The sequence below is a fragment of the Parabacteroides sp. PFB2-10 genome (assembly GCF_029893085.1).
Taxonomy (GTDB): Bacteria; Bacteroidota; Bacteroidia; order Bacteroidales; family Tannerellaceae; genus QVMG01.
Map to the genome: position 1 here is coordinate 64,232 of NZ_JARXWI010000002.1, position 14,329 is coordinate 78,560.

Annotated in this window: 11 protein-coding genes, 1 tRNA gene and 1 pseudogene; 7 read left to right on the forward strand and 6 right to left on the reverse strand. The window is 45.0% G+C overall.

The features are described from left to right. Positions 1-2: 2 nt before the first annotated feature. Complete coding sequence (locus tag M2137_RS02085) at positions 3-3,134, reverse strand: beta-L-arabinofuranosidase domain-containing protein (RefSeq protein WP_280764806.1); 3,132 nt, start codon at positions 3,132-3,134, stop codon at positions 3-5. An 83-nt stretch (positions 3,135-3,217) separates the two neighbouring features. Continuing rightward, a pseudogene (locus tag M2137_RS02090) lies at positions 3,218-3,399 on the reverse strand (IS4 family transposase); the annotation flags it as partial. Positions 3,400-3,950: 551 nt separating this feature from the next. Between M2137_RS02090 and M2137_RS02095 the strand changes: the two are divergent. Continuing rightward, the gene (locus M2137_RS02095; RefSeq protein WP_280764807.1) at positions 3,951-4,721 is read left to right on the forward strand and encodes a LamG domain-containing protein; all 771 of its coding nucleotides are present in this window, start codon (positions 3,951-3,953) and stop codon (positions 4,719-4,721) included. Between the two features lie 62 nt (positions 4,722-4,783). Here the strand turns inward: M2137_RS02095 and M2137_RS02100 are convergent, their stop codons facing one another. The 4 genes from M2137_RS02100 to M2137_RS02115 all read right to left on the reverse strand — a co-directional run bounded on the left by M2137_RS02100 (position 4,784) and on the right by M2137_RS02115 (position 8,833). Further along, complete coding sequence (locus M2137_RS02100) at positions 4,784-5,326, reverse strand: flavodoxin (protein WP_280764808.1); 543 nt, start codon at positions 5,324-5,326, stop codon at positions 4,784-4,786. A 33-nt stretch (positions 5,327-5,359) separates the two neighbouring features. Next, on the reverse strand, positions 5,360-6,655 hold the full coding sequence (locus M2137_RS02105; protein ID WP_280764809.1) for a PQQ-binding-like beta-propeller repeat protein: 1,296 nt from the start codon (positions 6,653-6,655) through the stop codon (positions 5,360-5,362). Between the two features lie 164 nt (positions 6,656-6,819). Continuing rightward, complete coding sequence (locus tag M2137_RS02110; protein WP_280764810.1) at positions 6,820-7,650, reverse strand: MBL fold metallo-hydrolase; 831 nt, start codon at positions 7,648-7,650, stop codon at positions 6,820-6,822. 43 nt (positions 7,651-7,693) lie between these two features. Further along, entirely contained in the window at positions 7,694-8,833 is a 1,140-nt protein-coding gene (locus M2137_RS02115) for an aldo/keto reductase (RefSeq protein ID WP_280764811.1), read from the reverse strand. 550 nt (positions 8,834-9,383) lie between these two features. Here M2137_RS02115 and M2137_RS02120 point away from each other — a divergent pair. The 6 genes from M2137_RS02120 (at position 9,384) to M2137_RS02145 (ending at position 14,273) form a co-directional block, all read left to right on the forward strand. Next, positions 9,384-9,457, forward strand: a tRNA-Thr gene (locus M2137_RS02120). 90 nt (positions 9,458-9,547) lie between these two features. Further along, positions 9,548-10,096: a DUF4199 domain-containing protein gene (locus tag M2137_RS02125; RefSeq protein ID WP_280764812.1), complete on the forward strand. Its 549-nt coding sequence runs from the start codon at positions 9,548-9,550 to the stop codon at positions 10,094-10,096. A 5-nt stretch (positions 10,097-10,101) separates the two neighbouring features. Continuing rightward, positions 10,102-11,055: a glycosyltransferase family 2 protein gene (locus tag M2137_RS02130; RefSeq protein ID WP_280764813.1), complete on the forward strand. Its 954-nt coding sequence runs from the start codon at positions 10,102-10,104 to the stop codon at positions 11,053-11,055. 1 nt (position 11,056) lies between these two features. Further along, positions 11,057-12,058: an FAD:protein FMN transferase gene (locus M2137_RS02135; protein ID WP_280764814.1), complete on the forward strand. Its 1,002-nt coding sequence runs from the start codon at positions 11,057-11,059 to the stop codon at positions 12,056-12,058. 215 nt (positions 12,059-12,273) lie between these two features. After that, complete coding sequence (gene mce, locus M2137_RS02140) at positions 12,274-12,687, forward strand: methylmalonyl-CoA epimerase (RefSeq protein ID WP_280764815.1); 414 nt, start codon at positions 12,274-12,276, stop codon at positions 12,685-12,687. 32 nt (positions 12,688-12,719) lie between these two features. Continuing rightward, on the forward strand, positions 12,720-14,273 hold the full coding sequence (locus M2137_RS02145; RefSeq protein WP_280764816.1) for an acyl-CoA carboxylase subunit beta: 1,554 nt from the start codon (positions 12,720-12,722) through the stop codon (positions 14,271-14,273). Positions 14,274-14,329: the final 56 nt, after the last annotated feature.

Sequence of the window (14,329 nt, forward strand, 5' to 3'; positions counted from 1 at the left end):
AATCAAGGTTGCGAAACAAGCTTCATAGTTCCGAATTTCAGTGGTTTGTGGGGATTCCATTCACCTGTGGGTTGCCAAGCCAGAAAATGTCTTTTCCTCCCTTCGCCTGCTGTTTGAAGACGATAAATATTGGCACGAAACTCATTCCCTTCGGCAGGTGTACGCTTGTCGATGGCTGCCAATGGAATACACATCTCTCCATACCATATCTTTTTTTCTTCATCGATAATGGATTTGACTTTCATGCCTGAATTCCATCGATGCTCTTCGCCCCATCCGGGTCTCTGAACGGTAGCATCTATATCGTTGTCTAAATATTCGCCTTGCGGTGAAATCTGGTATTCTCCATATAGATTGATGTTCTCAAAGTTGCAGCCGAGATACAGCTCGAAATCATCAAATAGCCATAACTTTTCCGTCTCTTTAGTCGTGACAGGATCAGGTTTCAGGTTTAGTGCCTGATATGGTCCTTGGAATAGAAAATACAAATTGTTTTTTGTCCAGCGTGAACGCGCTTCTGAGCGTATGACCGCATCAGGGTCGCCAAGTATATTGCGATCAAGAATGACGCCTTTTACTCCTCGCCAAAAATCGGAATCGGGATTAGGGTCAAGGGCATGATCCTGCTCAGCCAGGTAGCTGTTGAATACCGTGGGGGGAGCAGGTACGTCGCCTTCTACTGTCCATTCGATTATACCGCCTTCATACCATATCTGATCTTCGGTCAGATAGTTTGCATCCGGTTGCCCCAATTCCCCTGTTTTATAAACCCGTTTGTCGAGTTCGATCTCCATTCTTAATCCATCGGTATAAACAGGCGTAAAACTTGTCTTGTTATACATATCTTTTTGTATACCGTAGCCGCTCGGCGACTGAACGGGCTTCCACTGATCGCCGTCGCGATACAGCAGAGTCCAGCTTGCCGGTAGAACACAGAACTGCTTATCATCTTTCCAGTAGACGCTGACAGAAGATACTTGTGTCGGTCCCGTAAAATCGTATTGCACCCAAGCCGAGCTTCCGGATTGCGGACGCAGTCTGAGAAAAGTAGATGAACCGTCTTCGGAGTTTACAGGGGTAAGACCATCTGAGATTGCCGAAATAGAACCGCTACCATCCTGCGACCACGGATACATCCTTCTGGCTACCGTGGGGGGATTGTTTCCCGGATAGTTCTCGGCTACGGAGCCATGACCACAGGAAGAGGTGGCAAGGCTTGTCGATGCCAATGTCACTGCAGGAAACGTTTCTGCGCGTGTTTCGTCGGAAGCAAGCCAAACAGCCATTTCCGTTGCCTCACGATTTCCGAATGCGTAATACGGAATGGCCTTCAGCGTGGTAGGACGCCGCTTCAACTCACGATGCTCTCCTTCACGAAGCAATCGCTCGACTTTACCTTCTATGGTGCCAATACCTCCTAATAGCGCAGAATCAAAGTTATATTCCAATTTTGATGATTCCGGTACAATAAGGCTGAACGCATTGTTTGCGTTGTCAATATGGTTGTCCAAACCTTCTACGCAGAAAACAAGCGGTCCGCGTGTGATGGCAGTCATTCCTTTATTCTCAAGCGCTCTGTCGTCTGATTTTACTAAACGAACATCTGAAGGGAAAGCTACCTCTATCACATCATTGTCTTTCCATTGGCGTCTTAATACGGCAAAACCATCTTTTACCTGATAAGACTCCGTTTGCCCGTTAATGGTAAGTGTATATTTCCCGGTAGGAGCCGTATTATATCTATACAAGTTGCCTGAATCAAATTCACCGCATGCCCATCCCGGAATGCGTACTTTTACATCAAACTCGGACTGTTCGGAAACGCCGACGGTAATGCGTGAGCTAAGATCCCATGGATAATTAGTTTCCTGTCGGAGAGAAACCGTTTTACCGGCAACCTCGAAGCGTGCATTACTGCCGATAAACAAGTTAACGTATAAATCACTTTCTTTCTGCGAATAAATCATTGTGCCTAACTCCGCCATTAAGCGCATAATATTGGGTGGGCAGCAGTTAGGACCGAATGATGTTTGTCTGCGAAATTCCGGCCAAGCCTTCAGTGGTGCCTGATATAGGAATGTACTTCCGTCAATCGATACACCGGCCAATACACCGTTGTAGAGGATACGCTCCATCATATCGACATACTTCCCATGTCCTTCCAATAACGACATTCTGTGATTCCAGAGGGCATTTCCCACAGAAGCACAAATCTCATTCCAACAAGCAGCGTTTGGCAGGTCATAGTCGTCGCCATAATCTTCCATACGTCTGTAACTACCCACGCCACCGGTCAAATAGGTGCGTTTGGATGTGGCGTCTTGCCAGATTGTTTGAATGGTCTTGTGATAATAATCCTGCGGATAGAGTGCTGCTAAGTCAGTAACAGCACAATACAGGTATGTCGCGCGAACACTATGCCCGATAGCCCTACGCTGTTTCTTTACCGGCACAGCATCTTGAGCATAATAACCGGTCATGGTTCTGCCGCCTTCGGTTGTTCCGCGGACATCAACTAAAAATTGAGCCAATCGTGCATAACGTTCTTCACCTGTTATGCGATATAATTTAACTAATGCTAACTCAATTTCTTCATGGTTTGAAATATCTGTTCGTTTACCATACCCGTATTGTTGATCCAGGTCATCGGCAACTTCCCTTGCAAGGTTTAAAAATAAATCATCTCCTGTTGCTTCTTTGTACGCAATGGCTCCTTCAATAAAATGCCCTACTCTAAAAAACGGACCGTCACCTGTGTTCGGCCATTTATCATTCATAAGCGTATGCATAGATTCGCTAATCGATTCAAAAGAGGCCTTTATCCTATCGTGTAATACAGGATCGTATTCTTTTGCAATAAAATAGGAAGCTCCTTCCAATATCCGGCCTTCTAAATTCGGTCCGCTAATGCGGTTCAGAAGATAGGGTAGGGTAACGTCTCTCGTATTCTTAATACGCGGCGACCAGAATGTGTCTATTACATCAACATCACATAGAGGAACAGCATGGAGTAAATAATCCTTAAGCGGTTGATTAGAACTCCATACAGGAATACATTGTGTATTCGTCATGGCAACTCCAACTCCCAATAGAGTGCCTGTTTTAATAAATGTGCGGCGATTAATTTTTCTCATGGCATAATTTATTTATCTGCTTTATTATTCTCTGATTAGGTTTAATATCATAGTGTCCCATTAAAACTGGAACGTTATAAAAATCAAATTAGAGTCGCATCATTTTTATATTGAAAATTAGCTTTGTTAAAGAGGTCTTTCAAGTGTGTTTTATCCGTTAGTGAGATGCGTAAAGTTTGTAGAACTTCGTAGGTGTTTCTGTTAAGTTCCATATCATGTTGAAGATTGCAGCTAAGCAGTAAAGATATATAGCTGCACAAACCTGTTTTGCTCTGACAACGAAATAGACTTTAATCCGTGACGATACAATTATCTTGAGGTTGTTGTCGCCACGGTAAAAAAAGAGACTGGTTTGTAGAATTGAAATCTGTTTTTTTTCGAGAAATCTCTGTAACTGGCTAAATTTCAAATATTTCAAAGAACGTTGTATGGTTTTGCTAAGACAGCAAATGGGTTATTGTAAATAAGAAATTGCTCAAATGTAATAGGAAAAAGAGGCCACTACGTAGAAAAATCATCCAATACCATGCCATAATAGTGTTTCTATTTAAAGTCTGCCTTGATCTTATAACTATCATGTAATTAGCTGGATACGTAACAAATATGGACTAATTTGCTATTTTTGCGGACATTTTTTTATTTTTTTACATGATGTTTAGTCTTTTGTATCCAATGATTTATCCATGTATTCAGACTCGACCTCCTTATTTCAGAATTGCATTCTTTATTGCGGTTGAGGCTTGGCAGCCTGTAAAACCAGCCTCTGAAAGCTCTATATAGGAATGACTTTAATCACTGAAATTTAAATATCTTGATATGAACAAAAAAGCTACCATTTTACTTCTTCTCTCCGCTTTTGCCATATGGATGCTGGCGTCGTGCGAGAGCAAGGATAAGAACCTGAAAGTACACTATACTTTCGAAAATACCGGCAGTACGGTCGTGAAGGATGCCACGGGCAACGGCTATGATGCGACCCTATTACAAGGTGCGGTCATGAAGAAAATCGGGCAGTACGATGTGATGGATTTGGGCAACGATGACGGTTACCTCGATATGGGACCTGGGATGGGCGACCTGATCAAAACACTCGGAGACTACTCCATCGCCACCTACCTGCGCATAGACACGGCAGCCAGGGTGAGAGCCAACGGCAATTTCGTGTTTTCGTTCTCCACGCTTGAACAGTGCGGAGGCATGACGGGGCAATTCGTTGCGTATCGCGTCAACCAACAGCGGTTGGAGCAGTCGATCGGCGGAGGATTGCCCGAGCGGGAACTGGTGGGGATTATGCCTAACAGACCGGCAGAAAAAGGTGTGTGGCACCACATGGCGTATTCACAACGCGATACGACCGGGATACTATATATCAACGGTGAAGTTGTGGCTACGGGACCCGCTATTCTCCAACCCAAAGACATTGAAGAGGTTCCCAGGTTCAACTGGATGGGTAGACCTCCCTTCCCGCGCGACGTTTATCTGAAAGCCATGTACCATGACTTCAGGATATATGATAAGGGTCTCACACAGGACGAGATCAAAAAACTTATGAAAGACCTCAACGGATTGAACGAGGTAACGAAATAATACTGCGAGTAGATTTAAGACTATAGAAGTGGTTGAAAGTCAAGGTGATTTCAACGCGACTGTTAGTTTTGAGCTGCAACCGTCTCTTCTGCCCATTTCTTGACACCAGCACTACCATCATTGAATAGTTTTCCTGTGTGCCAGTTGATTTTGCCATACTGCTCCTTCAACTCTTTTACACTGTTCTCTATGGTACTGCTGCCTGAGGTGGCAAACGGTATGACAGTCTTTCCATCCAGGGTATAGCTTTCGATAAACGTGTTAATGATACGCGGACACAGGTTCCACCATATCGGATAACCAAGGAATATCACATCATAAGTCTCTGCCTTCGCATTTTTGTCTGCCAATGCAGGACGTGATGCGGCGTCGCCCATTTCTTTGCTGCTGCGGCTCTCTTTGTCACGCCAGTCAAGGTCGGCAGACGAATAGACTGTTTGAGGCTGGATACGGTATAAGGTGGCATCGGTAGCCTGAGCGATGGCTTTAGCCACCGTTTCGGTATTGCCTGTACAGGAGAAATAGGCTACCATTACTCTCTTCTCCTGAGCGTATGTCAATGTAGTAGATAATACACACATAATGATTAAAATTAGCTGTTTCATTTGTTTATATTTTTTTTATGATAAAATTATCTATTACTCTGCCACCTTTATGCAAAGCATTTTGGATTGGTCGCGGATTAAGAGTTTGCCGTCGGCCAAGGCCATGGGCGCCCAGTTCTGTGTGCCTGCTTTAAACATATCTGCTTTTGCGAGTTGTTTAAAGCCCTTCGGATCAGGCTCTATCAGGTAAAGGCTATTGAGCCCGTCGGTTGCCAGAAGCAATCCGTCGGCAAGGATCATACTGCCACGGTCGAAATTGGGGTTGCGTGAAGTCTTCCACATGATATTCCCTTCCATATCCATACACATCAAGCCGTCGCGTTTCTGGTTCGTGCGATACATAGCATAGAAATAGCCGTTTAGAAGAAGTGCCGGCTTCGTTTGGTCGCCAAACTCCAGGGTGGTAAATAGTTCCGTGGTGTCAAACGTTCCGTCTGCTTTCTTATTGACCTGTATCATCGTAGCTCCCCGGTCGTACCCGCCAACAATCAACAATTTGTTGTCGCCGGCATCCACCGGACAGGGAACAGAAATGACACATTCCCAATTGGCATAATCCCATAATATCTTCCCGTCTTTCGGATCGATCCCAACCACATGCCCTTTCGTGAGAGGTGCATCCCGGTCTGTATATGGGTTTGTGGATGAAGCAACCCACACCACCTGGTCTTCGCCATGAATCTTTAGAATTTTCGGACTCACATAGCTGGTATTGCCAATTTTTGGTGTTTTCCATACCACATCACCGGTGCGTTTGTTATACGCGACCACACCGGCATCCGGTGCTTGCGAAGCAACGATTAACAGATCATTATAAATGACCGGACATTGAGATATAGCCCACATGGGAATCGCCTCTCCACCAAAGTCTTTCCATACATTTTTCTTCCAGACCGGTTGGTGGGTAGTGGTGTCAAAGCAATACAAATCGCCGTTCAGCCCGCAGGAGTAGACATAATTGGCGTCGATAATCGGGACACTTCGTGAACCGGGAAACGGAACTGCGCCGGGTGAGTTGTAGACAAATTTCCATACCTCTTCTCCCGTCTGCAGATGAAAACAACGCATGATATCGCCCACCTCATCATCTCTGTCAAGAAGATAGACCTTGCCGTCTTTCACAACAGGACCGCCATATCCTGCACCCACATCGACCGACCATAGTATTTCCGGACCGCTCTCCGGCCAGCTCTTTAACAACCCCTTTTGAGGGGATGTGTGATTTCTGTCGGGACCAAGAAACTGTGGCCAGTCCTGCGCGGCGATTGCCGGACAAATCAAAACAAGAAAACTAACGATTATGGCTACCTGAAAAGACTTTCTATTCATAGGATCTATTTATTACACATTTTGAAACTCAAAGGACACACTCCATGTTGTAAAAATAGATTATTCCATATCTCCTTGCGCGACTTATTTCTTTAAAGCGAAAAAAAATACGATGAAAGCGAATGCCAAATCAGCTAATCAATCAGCCTTAACCTCAGAAATCTCTATTTCAGTTGCTTTTCGCCGTAGTTGATGCGAACGCCATGCATATTCAATACATGATCGAGCCCCATCATGCCGCGCTCGGTCTTTTCGCCTTTCACCTTACCTGCCAACATATCGATCGACATCTGCCGCATATCGCTTATGCGCTTCGGGGTTTCTATGTTTGTACCCATATAATGACCCGGATAAAGATGGGTGAGTTTGTATTTCTTCATCAGTCCTTCCATCTTTTCACAAGTGGCCAAAAGCGTTGAAAAATCCGTTCCGAGTAAGAGATTTCCGGATCCAAAAGCATCGCCGCTAAAGCCATAACCCTTTTCTTTGTCGATGAATGTGGTGGAGCCGGGCGTATGTCCCGGTGTGAAGACCACCTCGATCCGGCGGCCACCCAGGTCGATCATCTCCCCATCTTTCAGATACCGGATCTCGCCTTTGTAGTTGGGCATGGTGCCCGGAACATTAACCGTATCGGCAGCGTTCAGGTAGATTACCGGAAAATAGTGTATGGGCTCGCCCGTATGGTCGGAATGTACATGAGTAGCCACAAGTGTTACCGGTTTGTCGGTGATGGAGGCTACGATTTTATCCAGATCAGCGATCTTCTTACCTGCATCTATCAGGATAGCGCGTTCGTTGCCTTCGATCAGATACAATGACTCGTTGGCTATCAGATGTCCGTTGCCTACCCAGGTGTGAGCATCGATCTGACGGAAGATCACATCTTCGCTTCTGAATACCTCTTTTTCTTTATACTGCGACGTAGGTTCTTGTGCTACAATAGTTGCCACCTGCACAAAAATAACTATGGCTAATAAACAGAACTTCTTCATACTGTATTTGTTTTATAATGAGTTGGAATGCCGGTGATTTATCTTAAAACAAATCCCTGGCGCGTTCCATATTTCGGATGATGGGAACGGAAAAGGGACATTTGTCTTCACAACTGCCACAGGCAATACAGTCGGCACCCGTTGCCGGTAAGGCGTTGTAGTGCTGACGGATGCTTGGCGGGACATTCGCCGTGTCCAACAGAGCAATATCAAGGTATTTGTTGACCATGGCGATATCAATATCGACCGGGCAAGGCTGGCAATGGTTGCAATAGACACATTGACCGCTACCCTCTCCCTGGTAATTGCGGATGATCTCCATATAATCGCGTTGCTGTTCGGTCGTATGCAGATAACCAACTGCCTCTTCCACCTGTTTGGCCGACTGGCAGCCGATCATCGTACTGACAACTCCCGGGCGGGTCAATGCGTAATGGACGCATTGCGCGACAGTCATCGCTTTTTTGAACGGGGAGTGTTCGGCCGACAAAAGCCTTCCACCGCCCAATGTCTTCATCACCGTAATGGCAATTTCCTGTTGTTCGCAGTATTTGTAAAGCTCCGCCCGCACCGGATCAATGGTGACATATTGCTGTTCGGATAACTCTTCCATGGTGCTTAACACATCCGTTCCGGCAGGTGTCATATCGAAGGCAGGGTTTATGCTGAACATCATCAGATCCACAACGCCAGTCTCCAGGAGCTTCCGGGCAACAACCGGGTTGTGTGAGCTTGTTCCAATCGCCCGGATAATGCCCTTTCGTTTCAACTCCAAGGCATAGTCGACAATGCCATTCGCGAAGATTTGCTCCAACGCCTCATCGGAATCCATGAAAAACAACATACCCACATCTATATAATCGGTATCGAGATTCTTCAATAGCTTTTCGAAATAATGTTGACAGGTAGCCAAATCACGGCTGACATCGTATTGTTCACTTAAATCCACCGAGCCGATATGCCCTTGAATAATCATTTCTTTGCGACGATTACCAAGCGCTTTGCCTATATTCTGCCTCACCTCGTCGCCGGGCATAAACAGATCCATGATATTTATGCCCTGATCCAAAGCCGCATGAATGGTTTCTTCCACCACGGCATAAGGTTTATTGTCTAAATGCTCCGATCCCAATCCGATCACGCTGGCCGAAAGGCCGGTTTTCCCTATTTTCCGATAGTCCATGATTTAATCTCTATTTATATAAGCATTCTTTTTCCGAAGGAGAATTCATAAAAAAACAAAGGTAAGAAGATTTCGTCTCAGGTTGTTTGTTTTAAAGCTCAAAACGTTTTACTGTGCGGTCCAAACAAGTTACCAGGGCAAACGCATTGATTTCCTGCAAAATCGCCGGATTTTTTGCTATTTGACAATTATCAATCAATTGTTTGACAATTGTGGTTTAATTGATTGACAATTGTCAATTAATGCGTTGACAATTGTCAAATGTTTTGAAATCCAGCCGAAAAATTCTTTCTATGCTCTGATGAATCCGGTTTTTTGTCATGAAAAATGAAGAATATACATATTTTAACACAATCCAGTTTCATGGATTCCAACAAGTTAGAAGCTTCTTTTTGCCCGGATTGTCAAAAACAGTTGGACGGAGAGAAAAAATAACTACTTTTGCAGCCGGGTAAGTCCTATACGGCATGCTCCCTCGGAATTCCCCCAGGGCTTGACCGCAGCAAGGGTACTTGGTTGTAGCGGCGCGATATAGTCAGCTTACCCACCTGCCTCTTTAGCTCAGTTGGCCAGAGCACGTGATTTGTAATCTCGGGGTCGTTGGTTCGAATCCGACAAGAGGCTCAAAAAGAGAAACCTTTTTCGGGTTTCTCTTTTTTTATTTGTGTATTGCAGCTATAAGAAGTAATTTTGTCATCTGATACTAAAAGGCTCATGTTGGAACATAAAAATATATTATTCAAAAGCGCTATGACCTACGGCCTCTCGTTTGGTCTGTTTTGGTGTTTTAAGTATATTTTCTTTATGTTGGGCATCAGTTCCAACTTCTTTAGCTTCATCTACATGACTCTTACCTTCTTTGTTCCCTTTATAGGCTTGTATTATACCTGGCGATATAAAATGGATATCGGAGGACAGTTGGGCTTTATGCACGGCTGGCAATTCGGGATACTTCTTTATTTCTTTGCTGCTATGGTGATTGCTTTACTCCATTACGCGTTTTACCGCTACCTGGCGCCTCCGGGCTTTCTGGCTAATTCGTTGCAACAAACCATCGATATGTTGAACAATGCTCAGGCAGACAGCAAAATGATCGAAGCCATCGAGAGCGTCAATGTAACTCCAATACAGATGGCTATCCAGGGTATCTTCAATAATGTTTTCTACGGCATCCTTTTTTCGATCCCTGTTGCTTACCTTGTCAAGCGATTGAGAACCCCGGTTCTTCCTAATAATGAAAACACGACAGACGATAACGAATAATAATTATGGATATATCAGTTGTTATACCTCTTTACAATGAAGCCGAATCGCTTCCCGAACTCAACGCCTGGATCGAACGGGTGATGGATGAGCATGGATTCAGCTACGAGATTATTTATGTGGACGACGGAAGCAATGACGGCTCATGGGATGTGATCGAAGCGTTGAAAAAGAAGAACGACCGTGTCTGCGGCATCCGGTTTCGCCGCAATTACGGCAAATCGCCCGGACTGCATTGCGGATTCAAGCGGGCGCAAGGTGATGTGGTGATTACCATGGATGCCGACCTGCAGGACAGCCCCGATGAGATTCCGGAACTCTACCGTATGATCAAAGAGGAGGGCTACGACCTGGTGTCGGGCTGGAAAAAGAAACGTTACGATCCGCTTTCGAAGACGATCCCTACGAAGTTGTTTAATGCGACAGCCCGTCGTTTCTCCGGTGTCAAATTGCATGATTTCAATTGCGGATTGAAGTCATACGACAAAAGAGTGGTAAAAAATATTGAGATATATAATGATATGCATCGTTATATCCCCTATTTGGCAAAGAACGCGGGATTCAATAAAATCGGCGAAAAGGTGGTGCAGCATCAGGCACGTAAATATGGCAGTAGCAAGTTCGGACTCAGCCGCTTCTTCCATGGCTACCTCGATTTGCTAACGCTGTGGTTTACCTCCCGCTTCGGGAAGAAACCGATGCATTTCTTTGGCTTATTGGGTACATTGATGTTTCTGATTGGGTTTATCGCCCTCATCATTGTGTTATCCATGAAGCTGGCATCGATCCTATCTCCGGATTCAACGCTAAGACCGCTGGTGACCAGCTCGCCCTATTTCTACATCTCCCTTACCTCGATGATCATAGGGACTCAGCTGTTTCTTATCGGGTTCCTGGGAGAACTGGTGGCACGCGATTCATCCCAACGCAACAATTACAATATTGATAAAGAGATTTAATATGAAACAGATTAATTTGATTCTCGCCTCTCTGATTATTTTTTCTTCTATCTCTTGCACGCAGAAAAAGGAATATTTTGAAGAGACCGGATCGGTTTTCCATACATCATATTCTATTAAGTATGAGGCCTCCAAACTGATGACCGAAGAGATCGACGCCGAGTTGCAAGCGGTCAACATGTCGCTTAATCCCTTCAATCCGAATGCGATTATAGCGAAGGTGAATCGCAATGAGAAGGTAGAGATAGACGAGCATTTCCGGATTGTTTTCAACAAAGCGATGGAGATATCCGAAAAATCGGGCGGGATGTTTGATATTACCTGCGCTCCGTTTATCAATATATGGGGATTCGGCTTTAAAGACGAAGAACGGGTAACACCGGAGATGATCGACAGCATCAAACCATTTGTAGGCTATCAGAAAATACGTATTGAGGGCAACCAGGTGGTAAAAGACGACCCGCGCATTATGCTGAATGCCTCTGCCATTGCCAAAGGATATACATGCGATGTGGTGGCCGATATGCTGGAAGCACATGGTGTCAGGAACTATATGGTCGAGATTGGCGGTGAAGTAACGGCCAAAGGGGTAAATAACCAGGGTATTCCCTGGCGGATAGGTATTCGCAAACCGGAAGAAGCCGGAGCAGGACGCCCGATTGCCATCGAAGAGGTGGTGCATCTAACCGATAAAAAAGGTGTGGCCACTTCCGGCGACTACCAGAATTATTACGTGAAAGAGGGCAAGAAATACGCGCATACAATCAATCCAATGACCGGTTATCCGGCCGAACAAAATATTTTAAGCAGTACGATCATCGCAGAAAATTGCATGACAGCCGACGGTTGGGCAACCGCCTTTACCGCTATGGGCTTGGAAGAGGCTTGCCGTGTTGGCGATTCCATTCCCGGATTGGAGTATTTCTTTATCTGGTCAGACGAGAATGGATCCTATAGGTTTAGCTATTCTCAAGGGATGGCAAAGTATCTTCCGAACAGATAATTATCATCGATTTTATCCGATATAATAGAAACGTATAAGAGAGGGCGAAACAACAGATAAGTTTCGCCCTCTTTTTCGTTTAAAAACAAGCCTGGAAAACAGAACAACTTTCCAAATAAAATTAAGGAAATATTTCTATATTCCTAAAAAAAGAGTGTACCTTTGCAGCTTTATTGCATATTAACTTTTACGAAATCATTAATTTAACAAAAAAGATGGAACTTACGCACATTGAACACTTGGGTATCGCCGTGAAAAGCATCGAAGCATGTCTACCCTACTATGAAGGTGTTCTGGGATTGAAATGCTACAACATTGAAGTAGTGGAAGATCAAAAAGTAAAAACAGCTTTCTTTAAAGTGGGCCAAACTAAAATCGAATTGCTGGAACCAACCAGCGAGGAGAGCACAATCGCCAAGTTCATTGAGAAACGTGGAGAAGGTATTCATCACATTGCTTTTGCGGTGCCTGATGTACAAAGTGCATTGGAAGAGGTGGCAGCAAAAGGCGTACAGTTGATCGACAAAGCCCCTCGTGGCGGTGCCGAAGGGTTGGATATCGCCTTTTTACATCCGAAATCAACCTGCGGTGTTTTGACCGAGTTGTGCATGGAAGGACAGGATAAATAAGATTCATTTTTAACAATAAATCATACAATACAATGAGCAACCAGCTTGAAAAAGTAAAAGAACTTATCGAACTCCGCGAGAAAGCCCGCTTGGGTGGTGGAGAAAAAAGAATCGAAGCTCAACACAAAAAAGGCAAGTACACGGCACGCGAACGCATCGCCATGTTGCTTGACGAAGGTAGCTTCGAAGAATTTGACATGTTTGTGCAGCACCGCAGTACAAACTTTGGCATTGAGAAAACCAAATTCCTGGGCGACGGTGTTGTGACAGGTTATGGTACAATCGAAGGTCGTGTCGTTTATATCTACGCACAGGACTTCACTGTTTTTGGTGGCGCGCTGTCGGAAACATTAGCCATGAAGATCTGTAAAGTAATGGATCAGGCCATGAAGATGGGTGCCCCGGTAATCGGATTGAACGACTCGGGTGGTGCACGTATTCAGGAAGGCGTAAATGCGTTGGCTGGATATGCTGAAATCTTCCAGCGTAATATCCTGGCTTCCGGTGTTGTTCCGCAGATCTCTGGTATCTTTGGTCCTTGTGCCGGTGGTGCCGTTTATTCTCCGGCATTGACCGACTTCAACATTATGACTCGCGGAACAAGCTATATGTTCCTGACTGGTCCGAAAGTGGTTAAAACTGTAACAGGTGAAGACGTAACTCAGGAAGAACTGGGAGGTGCCAGTGTACACACGACCAAGTCAGGGGTTGCTCACTTTGCTGTTGACACAGAAGAAGAAGGCTTCCAACTGATTCGTCATTTGATCAGCTTCATTCCGCAAAACAACCTGGAAGAAACACCGGTTATCGAATGTAACGATCCGATCGACCGTTTGGACGATGTATTGAATGACATCATCCCAGACAGTCCGAACCAGGCATATGACATGTATGAAGTGATCGGTACGATCATTGATGGTAGCGAGTTCCTGGAAGTACATGCCGATTATGCTAAAAATATTATTGTAGGTTTTGCCCGTTTCAACGGACAATCAGTTGGTATCATTGCCAACCAACCGAAGATCATGGCAGGATGTCTCGATAGCAACGCTTCGCGCAAAGGAGCACGCTTCGTACGTTTCTGCGATGCTTTCAATATTCCTTTGGTTACTTTGGTTGACGTTCCGGGATTCCTTCCGGGAACAGGCCAGGAGTACAACGGTGTGATCCTGCATGGTGCGAAGCTGCTTTATGCTTATGGCGAAGCCACTGTGCCTAAGGTGACGGTTACACTGCGTAAATCATACGGTGGTGCTTATTGCGTGATGAGTTCTAAACACCTGCGTGGTGATATGAACTACGCATGGCCGACGGCTGAGATCGCTGTCATGGGACCGAGTGGTGCTGTAGAAGTAATCTTTGCCAAAGAGGTAGCGGCAGCCGAAGATCCTGCTAAACTTCAGGCAGAAAAAGAAGCAGAATACAAGAAAGCGTTTGCCAACCCATACAATGCGGCTCAATATGGTTATATCGACGATGTGATCGAACCGCGTAATACCCGTTTCCGTGTTATCCGTGCTTTGCAGCAATTGCAGACAAAGAAACTGGTGAACCCGGCGAAGAAACATGACAATATGCCTCTGTAATTCTTACAGATGACGCGAGTAAGAAGTAAGATTAAAGAAGTATAAATGACTATGTA

Excerpts from the sequence above, each read along its gene's own strand:
- M2137_RS02085 (WP_280764806.1), bottom strand. The coding sequence starts at position 3,134 with ATGAGAAAAATTAATCGCCGCACATTTATTAAAACAGGCACTCTATTG.
- M2137_RS02095 (WP_280764807.1), top strand. The coding sequence starts at position 3,951 with ATGAACAAAAAAGCTACCATTTTACTTCTTCTCTCCGCTTTTGCCATA.
- M2137_RS02100 (WP_280764808.1), bottom strand. The coding sequence starts at position 5,326 with ATGAAACAGCTAATTTTAATCATTATGTGTGTATTATCTACTACATTG.
- M2137_RS02105 (WP_280764809.1), bottom strand. The coding sequence starts at position 6,655 with ATGAATAGAAAGTCTTTTCAGGTAGCCATAATCGTTAGTTTTCTTGTT.
- M2137_RS02110 (WP_280764810.1), bottom strand. The coding sequence starts at position 7,650 with ATGAAGAAGTTCTGTTTATTAGCCATAGTTATTTTTGTGCAGGTGGCA.
- M2137_RS02115 (WP_280764811.1), bottom strand. The coding sequence starts at position 8,833 with ATGGACTATCGGAAAATAGGGAAAACCGGCCTTTCGGCCAGCGTGATC.
- M2137_RS02125 (WP_280764812.1), top strand. The coding sequence starts at position 9,548 with ATGTTGGAACATAAAAATATATTATTCAAAAGCGCTATGACCTACGGC.
- M2137_RS02130 (WP_280764813.1), top strand. The coding sequence starts at position 10,102 with ATGGATATATCAGTTGTTATACCTCTTTACAATGAAGCCGAATCGCTT.
- M2137_RS02135 (WP_280764814.1), top strand. The coding sequence starts at position 11,057 with ATGAAACAGATTAATTTGATTCTCGCCTCTCTGATTATTTTTTCTTCT.
- mce (WP_280764815.1), top strand. The coding sequence starts at position 12,274 with ATGGAACTTACGCACATTGAACACTTGGGTATCGCCGTGAAAAGCATC.
- M2137_RS02145 (WP_280764816.1), top strand. The coding sequence starts at position 12,720 with ATGAGCAACCAGCTTGAAAAAGTAAAAGAACTTATCGAACTCCGCGAG.